Here is a 17,977-nt window from a genome sequence, read left to right as displayed (position 1 = left end):
CTAGATCCTCGTCATTCTGCGGCCTCCAGGCCGTCTTGCCCCAAGATGGGCAGTTGCATCTCGAACACCGCGCCGCCGTTCTGGCCGTTGCGCGCGGTCAGCCGTCCGCCATGGTCGTTCACGATACCCGACGAGATGGCAAGCCCCAAGCCGACCCCGTCACCGGCGCGTTTCGTGGTGTAGAAGGGTTCGAACAGGTTCTCGATATTCTCGATCCCATGGCCGTTGTCGCGTACCGCCAGCACGGCGGTTTCGCCCGCGGCCAGAATGATCTCCACCTCGGGCTCCACCACTGATTTGGTAGCGTCCAGCGCATTGCGCAAGAGGTTCACCATGACCTGCTCCAGCCGCATCCGATCGCCCATCACGATCACCGGCTCTTCAGGCAGAATCTGGCTGATCTTGACGTGGCGCTGACGCAGTTGCGGCTCCATCATCGAGAGCGACGAAGCCAGCGCCTCGCCAAGATTCACGGGCGAAAACGCATCCGCCCCTTTGCGAGCGTAAGACTTGAGCTGCCGCGTGATCGCGCCCATCCGCTCGATCAGACCGTCGATGCGGCCAAAGCTGGCCAACGCCTCTTCTGGGCGGTTGCGGCGCAGCAGCAGCCGTGCGCCCGCCAAATAGGTCTTCATCGCCGCCAGCGGCTGGTTCAGCTCGTGACTCACCGCCGCCGACATCTCGCCCAAAGCGGCCAGCTTCGAGCTTTGCGCCAGCGTCTGTTCCGCCACTTCCAGCGTCTTTTCAACCCGTTCCCGCTCGGCGATTTCGCGCTGCAGGCGGGCATTCAATGCGCGAAGCTCCGCCGACTCGCGCTGGAACAGCGCCATGCGAAAAGTCGCCCTGCGGCTAAGCGCATAGAAGGCCAGCGCCAGCAGAATCGCAAAGCCCATGATCTCGAGCGCCAGAACGCTGTTCACTTTTTCGCGGATCGAGGAATAGGTCGTGAACGAGGTCATCTTCCAGCCGCGGAACGGAATCCGCGTCTCCATTCGCATGACCGCTTCGCCCTGCAGGTAGGCGTCGGGCGGCAGTGCCGTCCAGTCGGCGGTGGCCCGTATGGCGCGCTCGATGGCCCCCTGCGGGTGCTGCCGCAACAGCGCCTCCTGCTCGTTCAACCCACGCCACTGAGGTTCGGTCGACAGGATGATCGTGCCAGTGCTGTCGGTCACCATCACGGCATCCGAAATCCCGGCCCACGCGCTTTCGAATTTCTGCAGGTCCACCTCGACGACGATCACGCCCAGAATCTCGGCGCCGGCTTCAAGCCGCCGCGAATAAACGAAGTGATAGCCCCCGGCCTCACGCGGGATGACCGAGAAAATCGTTGAATTGGACCGGATCGCCTCCACGAAATAGGCCGCGCTGCGGTGCCCTTCGCCCAACCGGTTGCGGTCGGTCGCGGCGACCGCCCGGCCGTCGCGGTCCAACAGCATCAGCGACGCCGCGCCGATTTCCTCGACAAAGGACAGCAGGCGTTGCGTCGACAACGAGAAATCGCCCGACTGCAAGGCCGAGATCAAAGTAGGATCCCGCGCCAGCAACTGCGGCACGATGGCGTTACGGCGCAGCTCGCTCAACAGGTTGCCGGAATACAGCGTCAGCCGCAGTTCAGCCCGATTGCGGGTGGATTCGGTGAACCGGTCGGTCAGCAGGCTGTTGGTGACCCACACGGTCGCGGCCGCGGCCAGTAACAGGCCGAATACCGCCAGCCGCAACCGCCACCCCAGCGGGGCGACGTTGCCGAAGATCGATTTCCAGCCTTTTTGCGCGTCGGATGTCATGAGCCGAGGCTACGCGCCGATGCACCTGACCTCAAGTCACGCAGGCGTCAGCACCCCCGACAATGCGCGGAAGAGCGCCACCCCGTCGGTGCCGCCATGCGCAGGATCCGCCGCCCTTTCGGGATGGGGCATCATACCCAGCACGCGCCGGTTGTGCGACAGGATGCCGGCAATATCACCACGCGAGCCGTTCGGATTGTCGACATAGGTAAACGCGATTCGGTCTTCGTCTCGCAGGCGGCTGACGGTGTCGTCATCGGCAAAATAGTTGCCGTCGTGATGCGCGATCGGAATGCGGATCACGTCGCCGGCGTCATAGCCCTGGGTAAAGGCGCTGTCGGCGGTCTCGACCTTCAACTCCACGGTGCGGCAGATGTATTTCAACCCGGCATTTCGCAGCAGCGCGCCTGGCAGAATGCCGGTCTCGGTCAGAATCTGGAACCCGTTGCAGATGCCGACGGCATAGCCGCCGCGTTCGGTATGTTCGACCACGGCCTTGCAGATCGGCGATTGCGCGGCGATCGCGCCGCAGCGCAGGTAGTCGCCATAGGAAAAACCGCCCGGAACGCCCACGATGTCCACGCCCTGCGGCAGTTGGGCATCCTTGTGCCAGACCATGTCGACCTGAAACCCGACCTGTTCGAAGGCAACGGCAAGATCCCGGTCACAGTTGGACCCGGGAAACACGACAACGGCAGCGCGCATGGCAAACCCTCCTTGGGGAAACGGCTGGAAAACTCAGACCAGTTCGATCTCGTAACGTTCGATGACCGTGTTGGCCAACAGCTTTTCGCACATCTCGGCCACGTCGGCCTCGGTTGCGCCCTCGGCCAGTTCAAGGTCGATCACCTTGCCCTGACGCACGCCTTCGACCTTGTCGAACCCCAGGGCGCCCAGGGCATGGCGCACGGCCTCGCCCTGCGGGTCCAGAACCCCGTTCTTCAGCATAACGTGCACTCGTGCCTTCATCTCAGGTCGTCCTCTGGTTCACTTGCGAAACCGTGTAGCCTCGCCATTTCCAAATCCTTGTTGCCGCTGCCCCTGGTTGGGCCCCGGCGTCAGTTGATCAGCGTGGGTTTTGTCACGTTGCTTTTGGGCAGAACGCCCAGCCGCCGCGCAACTTCTGAATAGGCGTCGGTCAGGCTGCCCAGATCGCGGCGGAACACGTCCTTGTCCAGCTTTTGCCCTGTCTCGATGTCCCACAGGCGGCAGCTGTCGGGGCTGATCTCATCCGCGACGATCAGGCGCTGGAAGTCACCCTCGTAGACACGACCGATCTCGATCTTGAAGTCGACCAGTCGGATGCCCACGGCCAGCATCACACCGCTCATGAAGTCGTTCACCCGCAGCGCCAGGCTGAGAATGTCGTCCATGTCCTGCTGGCTGGCCCAGCCAAAGGCGGCGATGTGTTCCTCGGTCACCAGCGGATCACCCAGCGAATCGTCCTTGTAGCAATACTCGACGATCGGACGCGGCAGCTGCGTGCCCTCGGCAATACCCAGCCTTTTCGACAACGACCCGGCGGCATAGTTGCGGACGATCACCTCCAGCGGGATGATCTCGCAGCTGCGCACAAGTTGTTCGCGCATGTTCAGGCGGCGGATAAAGTGGGTCGGCACGCCGATCTGGTTCAGGCCGGACATGAAGAATTCGCTCAGGCGGTTGTTCAGGACCCCTTTGCCGTCGATCACGTCCTTCTTTTCGGCGTTGAACGCGGTGGCATCATCCTTGAAATACTGCACGATCGTGCCCGGTTCGGGGCCTTCATACAGGATTTTGGCCTTGCCTTCGTAAATCTTCTTGCGACGCGCCATGTGCGACCTTTCCAGCGTGGGGCGAGGGAATGAGTCCCTGCGCTCTGGCGCTCTCATAGTGCAAGCCCCCCTTTCCCGCAAGTTCATGCATCCGAGAGGCTTTGATGCAGCGCAAATACCTTGCACCCGACCGCGCGTATGGTCATATCATCATCAAACGCAACACTACCCGAAGAGGCCCGACACCGATGACTACGTTCGACGACCGCGAAAACGCCTTTGAAGCAAAATTCGCCCATGACGAAGAAATGCAGTTCAAGGCGCAAGCCCGTTGCAACAAGTTGCTGGGCCTGTGGGCTGCTGAAAAACTGGGCAAAAGTGGCGATGAGGCCGCCGAGTACGCAAAATCCGTGGTAATCGCCGATTTCGAAGAAGCCGGCCACGAAGACGTGGTGCGCAAAGTCGCCGCCGATCTGGGCGATCTGTCCAGCCCCGAGGAAATCCGCGCCAAGATGGCGGAACTGCTGCCAGTGGCCAAAGCTCAGGTGATGAGCGAAGCCAACTGAGGCACGCCGCCCACCTCATGATCTTCATGAGTATTATGAATTTGATTTGACGTCCCGGTCATGCGACACGGGGCGTCTAAATTTTTGGCCCTCGGGGCCACAACTCCGGACATCTCCAATGACCAATTCGCTGACCAGACTGCTGGAAACGAAGGACGCCATTCTTGCTGACGGCGCCACCGGAACGAACCTGTTCAACATGGGGCTGCAATCGGGTGACGCGCCCGAGCTGTGGAACACCGACCAGCCCGACAAGATCCGCGCCCTATATCGGGGGTCGGTGGATGCGGGCAGTGACCTGTTCCTGACCAATACATTCGGCGGAACGGCTGCACGTCTGAAACTGCACGACGCCCACACCCGCGTGGCCGAGCTGAACCGCATCGGCGCCGAACTGGCGCGCGAGGTGGCGGATTCCGCCGGGCGTCCGGTCGTGGTTGCAGGATCGGTCGGCCCGACCGGCGAAATCCTGGAACCAGTGGGCAGCCTGACCCATGCCGAGGCGGTTGAGATGTTCCATGAACAGGCCGAGGCGCTGAAAGCCGGCGGCGTCGACGTGCTTTGGGTAGAGACGATCAGCGCGCCGGAGGAATTCCGCGCCGCGGCCGAGGCCTTTGCCCTGGCCGACATGCCCTGGTGCGGCACCATGAGCTTTGACACCGCCGGGCGCACCATGATGGGCGTCACCTCGGCCGATCTGGCGCAGCTGGTCGAAACCTTGCCCAACCCCCCTATCGCCTTTGGCGCAAACTGCGGAACCGGCGCTTCAGACATTCTACGCACGGTTTTGGGTTTTGTTGCTCAGGGAACCGAACGCCCCCTGATCTCCAAAGGCAATGCGGGCATTCCGAAATATGTCGATGGCCACATCCACTATGACGGCACGCCCGAGCTGATGGGCCGTTACGCCGCCATGGCGCGCGATGCCGGGGCTACCATCATTGGCGGCTGCTGCGGGACCATGCCCGAACACCTGCGCGAAATGCGCAAGGCGCTGGACACCACGCCAGGCGGCGCGCGTCCGACACTGGACCAGATCACCGATGCGCTGGGACCATTCTCGTCCGCCAGTGACGGAACCGGCGACGAGGCTACGCCCGAACGGCGCACACGCCGGCGCCGCCGGGCCTGAAGGTCAGCGTCCCTCGAACCGGGGGACGCGTTTTTCCAAAAAAGCCACCACGCCTTCGGCAAAGTCCCGTGTGCGCCCGCATTCGCCCTGCAGATGGGCCTCGACCTGCAGCTGCTGTTCCAGCGAATTTTCCCACGTGCCGCGGATCGCCTTCTTGATCGCGCCGAAACCTGCGGTCGGACCCTTGGCCAGATACTCGGCGCGCTTGCGCCAATGGGCCTCGAATGCGTCATCTGCCACGGCTTCGTAGATCAGGCCCCAGTCATCGGCCTGACGGGCGCTGATCTTGTCAGCGAACAGTGCCGCCCCCATCGCTTTGGCCATCCCCATCTGGCGCGGCATGAACCAGGTACCGCCGGCATCGGGCAACAGGCCGATCTTGGCGAATGCCTGCAGAAAATAAGCGCTTTCGGTCGCGATCGTCACATCGGCACACAGCGCCAGGTTGGCCCCGGCCCCGGCAGCAGGACCGTTGACGGCGGCGATCGTCGGGACCGGGCAATCCCAGATTGCCTTCAGCATCGGCTCGTATTCGTCCCGCAGCGTGCCTTCCAGGTCGATCTTGCCGGTGCTCGAGGCATCGCCCAGATCCTGGCCGGAACAAAAGGCCTGCCCCGCCCCGGTCACGACCACGGCCCGCGCGTCATGGGCGGCCTGTTTCATCGCGTGGGTGATCTCGGCCCGCATCTGGGTTGTCAGCGCGTTCATCTTGTCGGGCCGGTTCAGCGTCAGCACCGCCAGACCGTCCGTGATGTTCAAAAGCACCGTTTCGTATTCCATGAAGTCCTCACCTGGCACAGATTTTCCCGAACCCTGACGCAATTGCCCGGCAAGGGAAAGTCAAACCACGCGTCAGTCTTCCAGAATACGGCGCAGCCGCTCCTGCTCTTCCTCGCTCAGAGCGTCGGTTTCGGCCGTTGCGGCGCTGCGGGCGCGACCGCGCAGGAAACTCCACCCCATGATCGCCGCGAACAGCAACATGATCGGCCCGGCCAGCCACAGCAGCAGGTTCACCCCCGTGGTCTTAGGCTTGAGCAGAACATATTCGCCATAGCGGTCCACGATGAAGTCAACCGCCTCTTCGTCCGTATCGCCGGCCACCAATCGTTCCCGAACCAGCAGGCGCAGGTCGCGCGCCAGGTCGGCGTTGCTTTCGTCGATGCTTTCGTTGCGGCAGACCAGACATCGCAGCCCGGCGCTGATCTCACGCGCGCGCTGTTCCAGAACCGGATCGTCCAGCACTTCGTCCGGCTGCACCGCCAGCACGGGCGTGGCCAGCAACATCAGAACAAGGATCAGGCGTTTCATTCCGCTGCAACTCCTGCGGGCATGTTTTTGCGCGCCCCCGCCGCCACGCGGAACCGGCGGTCGGACAGGCTGAGCAGCCCACCCAGGGCCATCAGGATGCAGCCCCCCCAGATCCAATTTGCCAGAGGCTTGATATACGTCCGAATGACCCAGCCTCCGTCATCCTGCTGGTCGCCGATCACAACATAGACGTCACGCAGAAAGCGGTAGTCGATCGCCGCTTCAGTGGTGGGCATCGCCGCCACCGGATAAGTGCGTTTTTCGGGGTTCAGGGTTGCGACGGTTCGGCCATCTTTTTCCACGAGGACATCCGCCATGGTCGAGAAATAGTTCGGGCCCTCGACCTCGCGCACCCCCTGCAGGGTGAAGGCAAACCCTCCGACCTCGAATGTCTCGCCCACACGGGCGACGCGGATGTCTTCGACCTCCCAAGCGGTCAGGCCGGCGATGGCGAACATCGTGATGCCCAGCCCGGTGTGGGCCACAGCCTTGCCCCAATCTGCCCCCGGTAGACGCATCAGGCGCGCCACGCTGCCCTTGCGGCCCGTTCGGCTCCACAGGTCGACGATGGCGCCAAAGGTGATCCAGGCGCCCAGGAACAACCCCACAGGCCCCAGCGCGCTGCGCCCCGTCTGTACCACCCAGACGAGGATCGCCAGCGACACAGCCAGAACGAAGGCATAGCGCAACTGCCACGCAACCCGGCCCAGCTTGCCCCGCTTCCACGGCAGCATAGCGCCCAGGGGCAGCACGATCCCCAATACCACCATGAACGGCGTGAACGCGGCGTCAAAGAACGGCGGCCCCACCGACAGTTTCCGGTCGAACATCATCTCGGCCAGCATCGGCCACATGGTGCCAACGAACACGACAAAGCTGCTGACGGCCAGTAGGATGTTGTTCAGCACCAGCGCGCTTTCGCGGCTGACCATGCCGAAAACCCCTTTGGCCTCCATCGCCTGCGCCCGCGCGGCGAACAAGGTCAGCGCGCCGCCGACGAAGACCACAAGGATCAAGAGGATGAACACCCCGCGCTCGGGGTCATTGGCGAAGGCATGGACCGACGTTAGAAGGCCCGAGCGCACGATGAAGGTTCCGATAAGCGAGAAACCAAAGGCGATGATGGCCAGCAGGATGGTCCAGCTTTTCAGCGCCTCGCGCTTTTCGACCACGATAGCCGAATGCAGCAGCGCGGCGGCCAGCAGCCAAGGCATGAACGAGGCATTCTCGACCGGGTCCCAGAACCAGAAACCGCCCCAACCCAGCTCGTAATAGGCCCACCAGGACCCCAGCGCGATGCCAATGGTCAGGAAGATCCACGCCGCCAGCGTCCACGGCCGCACCCAACGGCCCCACGCGGCGTCGATGCGCCCCTCGATCAGGGCCGCGACCGCAAAGCTGAACGCCATGCTTAGCCCCACATAGCCCAAGTACAGGAATGGCGGATGGAAGGCCAACCCCGGATCCTGCAGCAGCGGGTTCAGGTCGCGCCCGTCAAACGGGGCCACGGGCAGCCGGTCGAACGGGTTCGAAGTGAACAGGATGAAGGCATAGAATGCCACGCCGATGGCCCCCTGCACCGCCAAAACCCGCGCCTTCAGCGTAGGCGGCAGGCCGCCGCCGAAAAAGGCCGCCATGGCGCCAAAGATCGCAACGATCAGCACCCACAACAGCATCGAGCCCTCATGGTTGCCCCAAGTGCCGCTGAGTTTGTACAGCATCGGTTTGGCCGAATGGCTGTTCTCGACCACGATCCGCAATGAAAAGTCCGACGTCGCGAAGGCCCAGACCAACGCGCCGAAGGCGAACCCGGTCAGCAGAAATTGCGACACCGCGGCCGGTTCGGCGAAAAACATCCACGAAGGCCACCGCTTTGCCGCGCCGATCAACGGCACGACACTTTGCGCAATGGCCACCAGAAAGGCGAGGATAAGGGCGAAATGTCCAAGCTCGGTAATCATGCGCCCGGTATACCCTCGCCCCGTGCCGAGCGCCAATCACTTTCGCCGCCCTTACGCGCACATAGTGTCGCGCCTCAGGCCCGCAGACGCCGCCAGTCGTCCAGCGCCGGGTTGGGGTCCGGGGCGGTCAGTTGGGCCGTCAGTTCCGCATCCGTGCCCGGGTCGGCTGCGCCGGGGCTGTCCGCCCGCATCTGGCGCAGCGTCTGCAGGTTGGCCATCACCTGCGGCGCGCGCATCATCGTGACCGAGATGTCGCGTTGCAAATCCTGCACCTTGGCCTGATGCCGCGCCCCGAAATAGAAGGACACGATCACGCCCAGTAGCCACCAAAGCGGCTCGGGCACCAGCGCGATGCCCTGCATCCGCGCCGCAAACCACAACGGATCGACCATCGCCGCAACGAACAGCCCCAGCGTGCCCAGGGCCAGCGCCGGGCGTGGAAGCCGGTTCAGCCCGTCCATGAACCGGTCGAATCCGCCTTTGCGCGGCACCGCAAATTCGGCGCCGAACTGGCTCATGGCCTGCCCGCGCATCTCGACGTCGCGCACGGCGCCGGCCTCGGCATTTTCTCGGAAAACTTCGGCTGTTTCGCGCACCACGTTGCGTCCGCCCCCGAACAGCAGATCGAAAATTCCCGCAATCAACCCCATACTGCGACCCTTTCGTGAAACTCCGATTCACTCAGATGGTAGGACGGAGACAGAAACGCCTCGGCCCGACGGATCCATCCGCCCTTGCCGCCGGTCCGGCTACGCACATATTTGCGCGAGGTCGGTCGCCGGTCGGCCAAACGGAAATAATAGTTCCGCCGCGCCACCCCGTAGGCATCGCGCAGCGCCATCGGATCGGGTACGGCGGCCTGCGCGCAAGCCGCGGCGGTCTGTAGCCCCATCACCCCGTCAACGATCACCGCGAACCCCATCTGCACCAGCAGGCGCTGCAGAATGCGTACGGACTGGGCCCCAGCGTTGACATACATGTCGAACAGCGACGGCTGCAGCGCCTCGGGGGCAAGCCCAAGCCGGGGTTTCCGGAAAAAATGCGCGACGAATATCTCGACCGCCTGTTCCCGGCTCAGCGCCATCACGTCGCGCCGGTCAACCACGCCATCATCCGTCAGGTCGACCCCAAGGCGGCGCATCGTGTGGATGGTGACGCCGTATTTCGTGGCCCCGCCCGGGTCATCCGGGTCATCGACGAACCCACCTTCGCGGGCCACGATCTCCCACGCGATCTGCCGAACCGTCTGCATGCTGCACCTCTGTGTTCTCGTGCAGCCAAAACTCGGCCAAAAGATTTAATGGCTCGAAACGACAGCGGGCGCTGCCCGGCCCGACCGCGCAACGCCCGCCTAAATCAACCACCCTGCGGCAGAGCCAAGATCAGCTCTCGCCGGCCTCCTTGTAGACACCCTGCTCTTTCAGGGCGTCCATGACCTCTTTGGGCATGTAAGTCTCGTCGTGTTTCGCGAGGATTTCGGTAGCCTGGAAAACGCCGTCGACATAGCTGCCGGTGCCGACCATGCCCTGGCCTTCGGAAAACAGGTCAGGCAGCACTCCGGTGAACGACACCGGAACGCTTTCACCGCCATCGGTCACGACAAAGCGCACCGTCTCGCCCTGCCCGCGCACGATTGACCCTTCTTCGACCAGCCCGCCGATGCGGAACACCTCGTTCGGCGCCGGCGGTTCGGCGATCACCTGGCTGGGCGAGCGGAAATAGTTGATCCCGTCTCGCATTGCATAACCGATCAGGCCCGTCGCCAGGGCCAAGGCGACGAAAGCCAACAGAATGATCTGTACACGACGACGTTTCTTCAGCGTCTTCATCTCGCCCTCATGGGAACAGTGGGGCCATCATCAGCCCCGTCGTTTCAGGTTCACCTAACATCAGGTTTGCGTTCTGCAAGGCCTGCCCACTGCTACCTTTTGTCAGGTTATCCAGCGCCGCGATCACGATGGCACGGCGTTCGATCCTGTCAGCAACGACGCCGATATGGCAGTAGTTCGACCCGCGCACATGGTGGGTCGAAGGCGTATCGCCAAAAGGCAGCATGTGGATGAAGGGCTCGTCCGCATAAGTCGCACACAGCGTTTCATATACGCTCTGCGGGTCGCCCTTTACATACGAGGTCGCCAGAATGCCCCGGTTCGCGGGGATCAGGTGCGGCGTAAACTGGATGTGAACCGCACGGCCGGCCAGCTTCGAGAACTCCTGATCGAACTCGCCCAGATGCCTGTGGGTCCCGCCGACGGAATAGGCGTTGGTGCCTTCGCTCAGCTCGGCGTGCAGAAGGTTCTCTTTCAACGCCCGCCCTGCCCCTGAGACAGCGCATTTCAGATCAAGAATGATGTCATCCAAATCGATCACCCCGGCCGAGATCAGCGGCCGCAGCACATATTGCCCCGTCGCCGCGTTGCACCCGGTGCCTGCAACCAGCCGGGCGGTGCGGATCTCGTCGCGGTAGAACTCTGTCAGGCCGTAGACAGCCTCGGCCTGCTGTTCCAACGCGACATGCGGGTTGCCATACCATTTCTCGTATTCCGCCGGATCGCTCAGCCGGAAATCCGCCGACAAATCAACGACTTTCAGGTCAGAGGGCAACTCGCGGATCACTTCCTGGCTGGTCTTGTGCGGCAGCGCGCAAAAGCACAGGTCGATCTGGCCAAAGTCTATTTCCGAGATCTTGCACAGGCGCGGCAGGTCCAGATGGCGCAGATGCGGAAACACCTCGGCCATGGTCTGCCCGGCCTTGCGCTCGGCCGCCAGAGCGGTGATTTCCATGTTCGGGTGTTCGGCGATCAGCCGCACCAGTTCGGCACCGGTATAGCCCGAAGCGCCCAGGATTGCGATTTTGTGGGTCATGTCAGACCTCGTTCCTTAATGTGTCACGACTGGCAACCATCGCATGGACGGTTCCCCCGAATAAATCCGCGTGCCGCCCCGGTCCTTGACCGAAGTCAGGCGGCCTGAAAGGTGATTTGTCGTCGCAGAAACTGCGTTGCCCGGTCGCTGACCTTCTTGGGATCGCCCGTGGTCAGGAACCCGGCCTCACCGGTGCCCAGCATGCCGGGGTGCCGCTTCAGATAGTCGGCAAGGCTTTCGGCAACCAGGTCACCCTGGCTGAACACCTGCACGTCCGGCCCCAAGGCCACCTGGAAGGCCTCGGCCATCAGCGGGTAGTGCGTGCAGCCCAGAATCGCCGCCTGCGGATGCGGCATCTTGCGCTTCAGCGCGTCCACATGGCTGCGCACCAGGGCCTCGGCCAAGATCATGTCGCCTTCTTCGATGGCATCGACCACGCCACCGCAGGCCTGCGCCTCGACATCCACGCCGATGGCGCGGAACGCTAGTTCGCGCTGGAACGCACGGCTGGCCACGGTCGCCGGCGTGGCAAACAGGGCCACGTGCTTGACCGCCACTTCGCGCGGGGGGCTGTTGTCGCCCCACTGGCGCTCGGTCAGTGCTTCGATCAGCGGGACGAACACACCCAGAACGCGCTTGCCCTGGGGCACGCCCTCTTCCTGCATCCGCCGCAACGCCGCGGCGCTGGCCGTGTTGCAGGCCAGAATCACCAGATCGCAGCCGCGCGACCACAGGTCCTGCACCGCGTTTCGGGTCAGGTTGTAGATATCCTCGGCGTCGCGCACGCCATAAGGCGCGTGCGCGCTGTCTGCGTAATATAGGAAATCCACCTCCGGCAGACGTGTCTGCGCGGCGTTCAGGACGGTCAGCCCGCCCAATCCGGAATCAAAGATGCCTACTGCCATTTGCCCCTTCAGGCGCGATGCCGTTCCTCGAATTCATAGCCATAGTCATACGACTTCAGCGGCTTCGGAGACAGCTCATACGTGGCTTTGCGCAAGAAATCCATCATCTTGCGCGTATCGCCGGCCAATGGGTCTAGTACGTCGCGGCCGATGGGCTGCCCCACGACCACATCAACCGGGGTATCGACTCGCTTTTTGAACTCTTTGATCAGCAACCCCATGCGCAACGTGACATGCAAATGGCTGGCGATCTGGAACAGGCGCGAAGTGTGGCCATCAAAGAACAAAGGCACCACGTTGGCGTTCGACTTGGCCACCATCCGCGCGGTGAAACCGCGCCAGCCCGGGTCCATCGGGTGCGCGAACGGCCGGGCTGCCGTGCTGACCGTACCGCCGGGAAAAATCCCGATTGCGCCACCCTGTCCCAGATAATCCAAGGCGGTTTTGCGAGTCCGCAGGTTCAGCCGCATCGCCTCTTTGCTCTGATCGAAGGATATCGGCAGGATAATGCGGTTCAGGTCCTCGGCCTTGTGGAACACATGATTGGCCAGAATCCGGAAATCTCCACGGGTCTGGGACAGCACATGCCCCATCATCAATCCATCCAGGATCCCGTAAGGATGGTTGGCGATCAAGATCAGCGGGCCGTCCTTGGGGATGTTGGACAGCGCCCCGCCCACCACATTCAGGCTCAACCCGTAGCGTTCGACCATGACCGACCAGAAATCGCGGCCATTGGCGACCTCTCGCTCGTAACCATCCGCGCGCCGGATCAGGCGCAGCCGACCGGTCGTGTTCTCCATCAGTTTGATGACCATGCGCCCACCCCGCGTTTCAGCAGAATGGGCGTAGGAAATATCCCGAGCGACTTGGCGACGTGATTTCATCACGGGTCTCCGGTGTGGCCGTCACGGGACGGCGCGGACACTGATCCTACCGCGCCTCCGTGACACCGATGTGACGTTACTCGGCCGCGGCCCGCGTCTCGGTCCCTCCCTGCCGGATCACGGCCAGAAGTTCCTCACGCCGCTTGGCGGCCTTGGCTTCGTTGGCGGCCAATACCGGACCGAAACCGCGGATGTCCAGCGGCAACCGCGCCAGCGCGACAATCGCATCGCGGGTGTTGTCATCAAGCTTGGGCAGGACCTCTTTCATGTCCTTCTCGTACTGACGGATCAAGGCCCGCTCCATCCGGCGCTCGGCGGTATAACCGAAGATGTCCAGCGGCGTGCCACGTAGCCCCTTCAGCTTGGCCAGAACCTTCATCGGCCCCAGCAGCCATTCGCCGAATTGCCGTTTGCGCGGACGCCCGTCCGACCCTTTGCCACCCAGAATCGGCGGCGCCAGGTGGAAGGTCATCTTGAAATCGCCGTCAAATTCGGCGGCGGCCTTGTCGCGGCTGTCCAGCAGCAGGCGGGCCACTTCATATTCGTCCTTGTAGGACAATAGCTTGTGATAGCCACGCGCGACGGCATCCCGGACCTTCGGGTCTTCGATCGACTCGACCAGCTTGAGATAGCGTTTGGACAACCGTTTGCCCTGATAGGCCACCAGATGATCGGCGCGGAAGGCGATGGCCTGCTCGGGCGTCTTGGGCAACTCGGTCACCGTGGGGGCCACGATGCGCGCCACTTCCTCGGGGTGAAGAACCGCCCATCGGCCGACCTCGAAGGCGCGCTTGTTGCGCTCGACCGCGGCGCCGTTCAGCTCGATCGCGGTCATAATCGCCTCATGGCTGACCGGCAGCAGACCGCGCTGCCACGCCGCCCCGAACACCATCATGTTGGAATAGATCGAGTCGCCCATCACCGCGCGTGCCAGCTCGGTCGCGTCGAACAGGGCCAGCCCGTCCTTCAGCCGCGCCTCGAGCGCCAGTTCCAGCCGGTCGACCGGAATGTGGAACTCGGTGTTGCGGGTGAAATCGCCAGTGATGATCTCGTGGCTGTTGACCACCGCGCCGGTCTGACCAGTGCGCGTCAGCCCCAGCGTCTTGGCCCCGGCCGACACCACGAGGTCGCCGCCGATCAGCGCATGCGCCTCGCCGGTGGCCACGCGAATGGCGCTGATGTCCTCGGGCTTGTTGGCCAGTCGACAGTGGATATGCACCGCGCCCCCCTTCTGCGCCAACCCGGCCATTTCCATCATGCCCGCGCCTTTGCCGTCGATCTGCGCGGCCTGCGCCAGAACCGCCCCGATGGTCACGACTCCGGTGCCGCCGACGCCCGTGATGACCACGTTATGCGTGCCCTCGATCTGCGGCAGAACCGGCTGCGGCAGATGGGGGATGTCGATTTCGGTGGTGGCTTCCTTGCGGATCTTGGCACCTTCCAGCGTGACGAAGGACGGACAGAACCCGTTGAGGCACGAGAAATCCTTATTGCAGCTGGACTGGTCGATCGCCCGCTTGCGTCCCAGCTCGGTTTCCTTGGGCACGATCGAGACACAGTTCGACTGCACCCCGCAATCGCCGCAGCCTTCGCAGATGTCCGAGTTGATGAAGACGCGCTTGTCCGGGTCCGGGAAGGTGCCGCGCTTGCGGCGGCGGCGTTTCTCGGCGGCGCAGGTCTGGACGTAGACGATGACCGACACGCCTTCGATCTCGCGGAACTTGTTCTGAACCGCCATCAGCTCGGCCCGTTCGTGGATTTCCACGTCGCCGGGCAGCGCCTTGAAGTTCACGTCTTCCTTCTCGTCATAGACGACGGCCACATGCTGGACGCCCATGGCCTTGACCTCGCGCACAATGCGCTCGGCGGTCAAATGGCCCTCGTTCTCCTGCCCGCCGGTCATGGCGACCGCATCGTTGAACAGGATCTTGAAGGTGATGTTGGTTCCGGCCGCCAGCGCCGCCCGGATCGCCTGAACGCCCGAATGGTTGTAAGTGCCATCGCCCAGGTTCTGGAACACGTGTTTCGTAGTCGAGAACGGCGCCTCACCGATCCAGTTGGCGCCTTCGCCGCCCATCTGGGTAAAGCCGGTGGTCTCTCGATCCATCCACTGCACCATGTAGTGACAGCCGATCCCGGCGTAGGCCCGGCTACCTTCGGGCACCTTGGTCGAGCTATTGTGCGGACAGCCCGAGCAGAAATAGGGCAGCCGCGTCGCGATCTCCTGCGCGTTGTCGTTGCGGCGGGCCTCGTGCAGGCTGGCCAGCCCTGCGCGGATTCCGTCGGTTTCGCGACCTTCCTCGATTAGGATCTCGCCCAGCTTCTCGGCGATCATGATCGGATCAAGCGCCCCACGGGTCGGGAACAGCTCTTCGCGGTGCAGCGTGCCTGCCCCGCCCTTGTACCAGCCGTACACACGACGTCCGCGACGGTCATCAAAGATCGCCTCTTTGACCTGCACCTCGATCAGTTTGCGCTTTTCTTCGACGATGATGATCAGGTCCAGGCCCTCGGCCCAGTCATGGAACCCCTTCATGTCCAGCGGGAAGGTCTGGCCGATCTTGTAGGTGGTGATACCCAGCCGTTCGGCCTCGGCCTCGTCGATGTTCAGCAGCGACATGGCGTGCACCAAGTCCAGCCAGTTCTTGCCCGCCGCGGCAATCCCGATCTTCGCCCCGGGCTTGCCCCAGACCCGCCGGTCCATCCGGTTGGCGTGCGAGAACACTTCGGCCGCGAACCGCTTGTAGTCGATGATCCGCGCCTCCTGCAGGTGCGGCGTGTCGCCCAGACGGATGTTCAGCCCGCCCTCGGGCATGTCGAATTCCGGCGTCACCAGCTGCATCCTGTCGGGCCGGCCATCCACGACCGAGGTCACCTCGATCGTATCCTTCATCGTCTTGAGCCCGACCCAGACCCCGGCAAACCGGCTGAGCGCAAAGCCGTAGATTCCATAGTCGAGGATTTCCTGCACCCCGGCCGGGCTGACCACGGGCATGTACATGTCGACCATCGACCATTCAGATTGGTGCAGCACGGTCGAGCTTTCGCCGGTGTGGTCGTCGCCCATCGCCATCAGAACGCCGCCGTGCTTGGCGGTTCCGGCCATGTTGGCGTGACGCATGACGTCGCCCGACCGGTCCACACCCGGCCCCTTGCCGTACCACAGGCCAAACACGCCGTCATACTTTCCATCGCCGCGCAGACCCGCCTGCTGGCTGCCCCACAGCGCCGTCGCGGCCAGGTCCTCGTTCAGGCCGTACTGGAACACCACGTCGTTTTCGGCCAGCTGCTTCTGCGCACGCGACATCTGAAGGTCGACCGCCCCCAACGGCGAACCCCGGTAACCAGTGACCAGACCGGCGGTATTGAGGCCCGCCGCCCGGTCGCGTTCCTTCTGCATCAGCATCAGGCGCACCAGCGCCTGCGTGCCGTTCAGCAGAACCGGGCTTTTGGTCAGATCGAAACGGTCGTTGAGCGAAATCTTTGGCTGACTCATCAGACGCCTCCCCACGTCGGAACAGTGTGCTGCATTTGCCGTCATTTTAGGTCACAATTTCTGACCTGTATAGGAAAATCCCCCTGCAGCGTAACGATTTCCGCCTTTGAATGTGGAACTTGCTACCTCTTTCATATAGTTCTGCGAAAACATAACGAAAGTTGCGACGATGAATTGGGACAAGCTCAGAATCTTTCACGCGGTGGCGGATGCCGGCAGCCTCACGCATGCCGGCGACAAGCTGAACCTGTCCCAATCCGCCGTCAGCCGCCAGATTCGTGCCTTGGAAGAGGCGTTGGGCGCCACGCTGTTTCATCGCCACGCGCGCGGCCTGATTCTGACCGAACAGGGCGAGCTTTTGTTCGATGCCACCACCGCCATGTCCAAGCGGCTGGAAACTGCCGCCGCCCGCATCCGCGACAGCGAAGAAGAGGTGTTTGGCGTCCTGCGCGTCACCACCACATTCGGCTTCGGCACGCTGTGGCTCGCCCCACGCCTGCCGAAACTGTACGAACAATACCCCGATCTCAACATCGATTTGATGCTGGAAGAGCGCGTCCTCGACCTGCCCATGCGCGAGGCCGATGTCGCGATCCGCATGAAGGAACCCAGCCAGGCCGATCTGGTGCGCAAACGCCTGATGACCGTTCGGATGATGCTCTATGCAACGCCTGAATACCTCGAGATGCACGGCGGAGCGCCACAAACGCTGGAAGACATTTCCAAGCACCGTCTGATTTGCCAGACACCCTCGGCCCCGCAAGTTGGCGTCGGAGCCACGATGGTCAGCCATCTTATGACGTATGAGCCCAGCTCGCTGCTGACCGTAAACAACTATTTCGGCGTCCTTCAAGGTGTACTGAACAACCTTGGCATTGGTGTTTTGCCTGACTACGTAACCGAAGATTTTCCCAACTTGGTTCCAATTCTGTCGGATATCGAAACCGCCGAGGTGCCTGTCTACCTGGCGTATCCCGAGGAACTACGTCACTCGAAACGGGTCGCAGCTTTCCGTGACTTCGTGCAGGAAGAGATCATCGCGCACCGCAAGCATCTGAAAGAGCTGGGAAAGCTTTAGCCATGCACGAATCGCATAGCGGCCATGAGGGTTCACGTGCAAAAAATTCTTGATCGTTCACAAACTGATCCCTAAATGACCACTCGAAGGCGATGATGCTGAAACGCTCATCATCTTCATACCTCCCTGTTGGACTACGGCCGAGCTTAGTGCTCGGCCTTTTTTTTTCATCAACACCGCATCCGGTCGCGTTTTGTTTGTAAAATGCGCTCTGCGCTGCCTATGATCGCGAAAAACAATC

17 protein-coding genes are annotated in these 17,977 nt (G+C 62.6%); 3 read left to right on the top strand and 14 right to left on the bottom strand.

Annotation, left to right across the window (positions count from 1 at the left end; translation table 11 throughout):
• Positions 1 to 11: 11 nt before the first annotated feature.
• The 4 genes from AC2FME_RS08685 to purC form a co-directional block, all read right to left on the bottom strand.
• On the bottom strand, positions 12 to 1,784 hold the full coding sequence (locus AC2FME_RS08685) for a sensor histidine kinase (RefSeq protein ID WP_496741255.1): 1,773 nt from the start codon (positions 1,782 to 1,784) through the stop codon (positions 12 to 14).
• Between the two features lie 36 nt (positions 1,785 to 1,820).
• Positions 1,821 to 2,489: a phosphoribosylformylglycinamidine synthase subunit PurQ gene (gene purQ, locus AC2FME_RS08680; RefSeq protein ID WP_496679901.1), complete on the bottom strand. Its 669-nt coding sequence runs from the start codon at positions 2,487 to 2,489 to the stop codon at positions 1,821 to 1,823.
• 33 nt (positions 2,490 to 2,522) lie between these two features.
• Positions 2,523 to 2,753, bottom strand: coding sequence for a phosphoribosylformylglycinamidine synthase subunit PurS (gene purS / locus AC2FME_RS08675; protein WP_149775174.1), 231 nt, complete (start codon positions 2,751 to 2,753; stop codon positions 2,523 to 2,525).
• Positions 2,754 to 2,842: 89 nt separating this feature from the next.
• On the bottom strand, positions 2,843 to 3,598 hold the full coding sequence (gene purC, locus AC2FME_RS08670) for a phosphoribosylaminoimidazolesuccinocarboxamide synthase (protein ID WP_496679897.1): 756 nt from the start codon (positions 3,596 to 3,598) through the stop codon (positions 2,843 to 2,845).
• A 188-nt stretch (positions 3,599 to 3,786) separates the two neighbouring features.
• Between purC and AC2FME_RS08665 the strand changes: the two genes are divergently transcribed.
• Entirely contained in the window at positions 3,787 to 4,104 is a 318-nt protein-coding gene (locus AC2FME_RS08665) for a DUF1476 domain-containing protein (protein ID WP_496679965.1), read from the top strand.
• Positions 4,105 to 4,222: 118 nt separating this feature from the next.
• Positions 4,223 to 5,236 carry a betaine--homocysteine S-methyltransferase gene (gene bmt / locus AC2FME_RS08660; RefSeq protein ID WP_496800200.1) on the top strand — a complete coding sequence of 338 codons (1,014 nt, stop codon included), beginning with the start codon at positions 4,223 to 4,225 and terminating at the stop codon, positions 5,234 to 5,236.
• Between the two features lie 3 nt (positions 5,237 to 5,239).
• Here the strand turns inward: bmt and AC2FME_RS08655 are convergent, their stop codons facing one another.
• The 10 genes from AC2FME_RS08655 to AC2FME_RS08610 all read right to left on the bottom strand — a co-directional run bounded on the left by AC2FME_RS08655 (position 5,240) and on the right by AC2FME_RS08610 (position 16,658).
• Positions 5,240 to 6,016: an enoyl-CoA hydratase-related protein gene (locus AC2FME_RS08655; RefSeq protein ID WP_496679892.1), complete on the bottom strand. Its 777-nt coding sequence runs from the start codon at positions 6,014 to 6,016 to the stop codon at positions 5,240 to 5,242.
• Positions 6,017 to 6,088: 72 nt separating this feature from the next.
• Positions 6,089 to 6,544, bottom strand: a complete 456-nt coding sequence (locus AC2FME_RS08650; protein ID WP_496800199.1) for a cytochrome c-type biogenesis protein — start codon at positions 6,542 to 6,544, stop codon at positions 6,089 to 6,091.
• On the bottom strand, positions 6,541 to 8,505 hold the full coding sequence (locus tag AC2FME_RS08645) for a heme lyase CcmF/NrfE family subunit (RefSeq protein ID WP_496741261.1): 1,965 nt from the start codon (positions 8,503 to 8,505) through the stop codon (positions 6,541 to 6,543). Before AC2FME_RS08645 ends, AC2FME_RS08650 begins: the two co-directional genes overlap by 4 nt.
• Positions 8,506 to 8,579: 74 nt before the next feature.
• Positions 8,580 to 9,155 (bottom strand): holin family protein, encoded by a 576-nt coding sequence (locus AC2FME_RS08640; RefSeq protein ID WP_496688301.1) that lies wholly within the window; start codon positions 9,153 to 9,155, stop codon positions 8,580 to 8,582.
• Positions 9,146 to 9,757 carry a holin-associated N-acetylmuramidase gene (locus AC2FME_RS08635; protein WP_496800198.1) on the bottom strand — a complete coding sequence of 204 codons (612 nt, stop codon included), beginning with the start codon at positions 9,755 to 9,757 and terminating at the stop codon, positions 9,146 to 9,148. Before AC2FME_RS08635 ends, AC2FME_RS08640 begins: the two co-directional genes overlap by 10 nt.
• A gap of 130 nt (positions 9,758 to 9,887) precedes the next feature.
• A complete protein-coding gene (gene ccmE, locus AC2FME_RS08630) occupies positions 9,888 to 10,334 on the bottom strand; it encodes a cytochrome c maturation protein CcmE (protein ID WP_496679880.1) in 447 nt (148 codons plus the stop codon).
• Positions 10,335 to 10,341: 7 nt separating this feature from the next.
• Complete coding sequence (argC, locus tag AC2FME_RS08625; RefSeq protein ID WP_496800197.1) at positions 10,342 to 11,370, bottom strand: N-acetyl-gamma-glutamyl-phosphate reductase; 1,029 nt, start codon at positions 11,368 to 11,370, stop codon at positions 10,342 to 10,344.
• Positions 11,371 to 11,465: 95 nt separating this feature from the next.
• Positions 11,466 to 12,275 (bottom strand): glutamate racemase, encoded by an 810-nt coding sequence (locus AC2FME_RS08620; protein ID WP_496796983.1) that lies wholly within the window; start codon positions 12,273 to 12,275, stop codon positions 11,466 to 11,468.
• 8 nt (positions 12,276 to 12,283) lie between these two features.
• Positions 12,284 to 13,162, bottom strand: coding sequence for a lysophospholipid acyltransferase family protein (locus AC2FME_RS08615; RefSeq protein ID WP_496688295.1), 879 nt, complete (start codon positions 13,160 to 13,162; stop codon positions 12,284 to 12,286).
• Positions 13,163 to 13,238: 76 nt separating this feature from the next.
• The gene (locus tag AC2FME_RS08610; protein WP_496800196.1) at positions 13,239 to 16,658 is read right to left on the bottom strand and encodes an indolepyruvate ferredoxin oxidoreductase family protein; all 3,420 of its coding nucleotides are present in this window, start codon (positions 16,656 to 16,658) and stop codon (positions 13,239 to 13,241) included.
• A 169-nt stretch (positions 16,659 to 16,827) separates the two neighbouring features.
• Between AC2FME_RS08610 and AC2FME_RS08605 the strand changes: the two genes are divergently transcribed.
• Positions 16,828 to 17,736 carry a LysR family transcriptional regulator gene (locus AC2FME_RS08605; RefSeq protein WP_496679870.1) on the top strand — a complete coding sequence of 303 codons (909 nt, stop codon included), beginning with the start codon at positions 16,828 to 16,830 and terminating at the stop codon, positions 17,734 to 17,736.
• Positions 17,737 to 17,977: the final 241 nt, after the last annotated feature.

This window comes from Ruegeria sp. BHSC026 (genome assembly GCF_059613065.1).
This window is presented reverse-complemented; position numbering and strand designations above follow the sequence as displayed.